At 69.1% G+C, this 3,189-nt stretch carries 4 protein-coding genes; 3 read left to right on the plus strand and 1 reads right to left on the minus strand.

Annotation, left to right across the window (positions count from 1 at the left end; genetic code table 11):
* Window positions 1-462 (minus strand): SDR family NAD(P)-dependent oxidoreductase (locus tag CM1CMNOD_RS16370; RefSeq protein ID WP_131774071.1); only part of this gene is annotated, 462 nt, incomplete at its 3' end.
* A gap of 670 nt (window positions 463-1,132) precedes the next feature.
* On the opposite strand from CM1CMNOD_RS16370, the gene CM1CMNOD_RS16375 reads away from it, so the two are divergent.
* The 3 genes from CM1CMNOD_RS16375 to CM1CMNOD_RS16385 form a co-directional block, all read left to right on the plus strand.
* Complete coding sequence (locus tag CM1CMNOD_RS16375) at window positions 1,133-1,735, plus strand: PaaI family thioesterase (protein ID WP_013874700.1); 603 nt, start codon at window positions 1,133-1,135, stop codon at window positions 1,733-1,735.
* Window positions 1,736-1,847: 112 nt separating this feature from the next.
* Entirely contained in the window at window positions 1,848-2,204 is a 357-nt protein-coding gene (locus tag CM1CMNOD_RS16380) for an ArsR/SmtB family transcription factor (RefSeq protein WP_043603924.1), read from the plus strand.
* Window positions 2,205-2,211: 7 nt separating this feature from the next.
* Window positions 2,212-3,189: malic enzyme-like protein (locus CM1CMNOD_RS16385; protein WP_131774072.1), on the plus strand; the 978-nt coding region annotated here is incomplete at its 3' end.

Below are 3,189 nucleotides of genomic sequence, written 5' to 3' on the forward strand. Positions count from 1 at the left end.
AGTTACCAGGGCGGAACTGACCGTCACGACACGCCCGTTCCCGCTGGCCGTCAGGGTGTCCAGGAGCAGCCCGGTGAGCGCGAAGTGCCCGAGGTGGTTGACACCGAACTGCAGCTCGAAGCCCTGCGCGGTGAGTGACCGCGGCGGCATCATGATCCCCGCGTTGTTGACCAGTACGTCGACGCGCGTCCCGTCCGCGATGACGCCCTTGGCAAAGGCGCTGACCGAATCCAGGTCCGAAAGGTCGAGACGGCGTACCTCCAGACGCGCCTCCGGCTGCTCCGCGCGCAGTTTCTCCACCGCCTGGGCGCCCCTGGCCTCGTCGCGCACGGCCAGGATGACATGTGCGCCGCGGCGGGCCAACTCACGGGTGGTCACGTAACCGAGCCCGCTGTTGGCTCCGGTCACGATGAAGGTCCGGCCGCTCTGGTCGGGAATGTCGTCGGCGGTCCAACGGTCCATGACTATTCCACGCTCCGGTGTTCTCGTTTAATGATCTACCTGTACTTGTACCGGCTGCCGAGAGGTCGGGCACTGCCAACCCAACAACAGTTCGCTCCCAGCGGGAACCAAACGCACCAGAGAAATCGATGTTGTATTGCGGCCCACATTCAGGACCCGACAATCGACGAAGAAGCGGGTTCGCCGGCGGCGGAAGCCGACCCGTCGCGGCCGACCGTGGAGACGCTGACGAAGATCGAAAATTCGGCGCGCCCGATGGGAGCAGATACGGGATCAAGAACGCGTAGAGACTACTCCTGGTGATCGGGCAGCGTCCGCGAGACGCCACCCGGACAACAATCCGGCACCAGCCGTCCCATACGGCCTGCGCGGGGCGGCTCCGCCCCCGCGGCTTGCGGACGAGGATGCTCGCGTCTTCGAGCACGGGCAGTGACGTGCCGGCAGGCAGCTCTCTTCCGGTCTCCTCTGGTCTCTTCCGGACGACGCGGGGGTGAATTCCCCGTCAATTCCGTGAAAGAACCCGGCGAACCGTGGCCGGCCGCCACCGGTGCCCGCCCCACCGCCCATCCGGGCCCGCGTTCGGCCGATAGTGCCGCGCGATTCCTGGTAACCTGCTCACCGGCGTCAACCAGAAAAGGCGACCAGGGTGACGGGAACGGGAGATTTCAGGATGCCAACCGCCGACACCGCCGGTGACGTACCCGTCGATATCGATATCCCCCGCCCGCCGGGGGAGTTTCCGACCGACGAGCATCCCGGTGAGGCGGTCGAGGTCCCCTGGTCGGCGGTGGCGGACTACCGCTGTTTCGGCTGCTCGCCACACAACGAGCAGGGCCTGCAGCTACGGCTGCGGACCCATCCGGAGGGGATACAGGCCCGCTTCCGTTTCGGGCGGGCCCACGAGTCGTACCCGGGGGTCGTGCACGGCGGCCTGACCGGGGTGGTGTGCGACGAGGTCATGGGCAACCTGATCGTGCTGCGGACCGGTCTGACGGCGTTCACCACCACCATGAAGGTGCGCTACATCCTGCCGTTGCTCGTCGGGACGACCTACGACTGCGTGGCCCGGATCCGCGCCGAGGACGAGGGCAGGCCCGCTCGCCGGCTCGTCCACGCCAGCGCCGAAATCCTCAGCCTGAACGGCGACGCGATGGCCACGGCCACGGCCAGCTACCAACTGGTCAGCATCCAGGCGGCGCGCCGGCACCTCGCCCTCGACGACGCCGACACCGAGCGGCTGCGTGCCGTCATGTCCGAGCACCGGAACGGATAGTCACCGCGGCCGATGAATCCGGCGCGGGTGAAGGCGTCCGGCAGTACACTTGCAAAGTTCTTCAATTTCAGCAATGGATGCTGGCGCGGTGGACGGGCTTGAAGGGAGTCCGGTGGGGGTACAGGTTCCGCTCTACCAGGCGAAAGCAGAGTTCTTCCGCATGCTGGGGCATCCGGTACGGATCCGGGTGCTCGAGCTGCTGGCGGACGGGCCGACTCCGGTGCGTCAACTGCTGGCGGCCATCGAGGTGGAGCCGTCGAACCTCTCCCAGCAACTGGCGGTGCTGCGCAGATCCGGGATCGTGACCGCGACCCGGGACGGCTCGACGGTGGTGTACGCGCTGGCCGGCGGTGACGTGGCCGAACTGATGCGGGCCGCGCGGCGGATCCTCACCGAGATGCTGACCGGGCGTGAGGAACTGCTGGCAGAGCTACGCGAGGCCGAGGCGAGCTCCGCCCTACCACGATGATCACAACATGCTGACCCCCGGCCTGCCCGGGGCCAATCCGGCGTACAGCATCCAGATCCGTGTGCCGTCCCGGGCGCTGACCCTGGTCCAGGGGATCATCGCCGACGCGCCGGGGGCCGTCACCTGCCAGGCGGACGAAGCGGGCAGCGGCGAGATACACCACATCACCCTGGACGCCGACAGCACGGACACCCTGACCTGGCTGGGCAGCGTCCTGCAGCACCGCCTGGGCACCGACCTGCTGCACAGCGAGGACCTCGTCTTCCTCGCCGCGTCCACCGGCAAGCTCGCCCAGCGGGTCTGCGCGGTCACCGCCACCGGCCACGACGTCGCGCTGCTGGACGCCGACGCGGACCGCCGCGTGATCACCCACCTGGCCGAGCACCCCCTGCACACCGACCGCTACACCGGGCGGTCACGTAGGGTCGCCCTGGTGACCGACGCCAGCGCCGTGCTCGACTTCGAGCCGTTGCGGGCCGAAACCGCCCTGCCCGCGGTGGAGTCCCAGGCGGTCCACCTGCACCGGGCCACCGGTCTCGACGTCTTCCCGCTGCCCATCGCCGCCCACGGCCCGGACGACCTCGCCGCGGCCGTGCGCATGCTCGCCCCCGGCTTCGCGGCCACCATCCTGGTCCACACCCACATCCAGCATGTGCATGCCGCCCGCGCCGCGCTCGACACCGTCCCCCATCTGCTGTTGGACAGCGTCAACGACGGCCTCGCCGTCGCCGCCACCGCCGCGGCCGTCAACGCGCTGCGGCTGCGTTCCATCGACCCGCGCCGGGCCCGGGTCGTCCTGGTGGATCCGGGCCGCGGCGGGGATCTGTCCGGCCTGCTGATCGCCGCCGGTATCGGTGACCTCACCTTCTACGACCCGGTGCCCTACGGCACCGCCCCGCTGCACCAGCTCGCCGACGGCATCGATCTGATCATCGACCTGATCGGGCTGATGGCCCCGCCGCCGGGCGTCCCGCTGCTGCGGACC

This window comes from Protofrankia symbiont of Coriaria myrtifolia (assembly GCF_900634755.1).
In the GTDB taxonomy this organism is placed as follows: Bacteria; Actinomycetota; Actinomycetes; order Frankiales; family Frankiaceae; genus Protofrankia; species Protofrankia coriariae.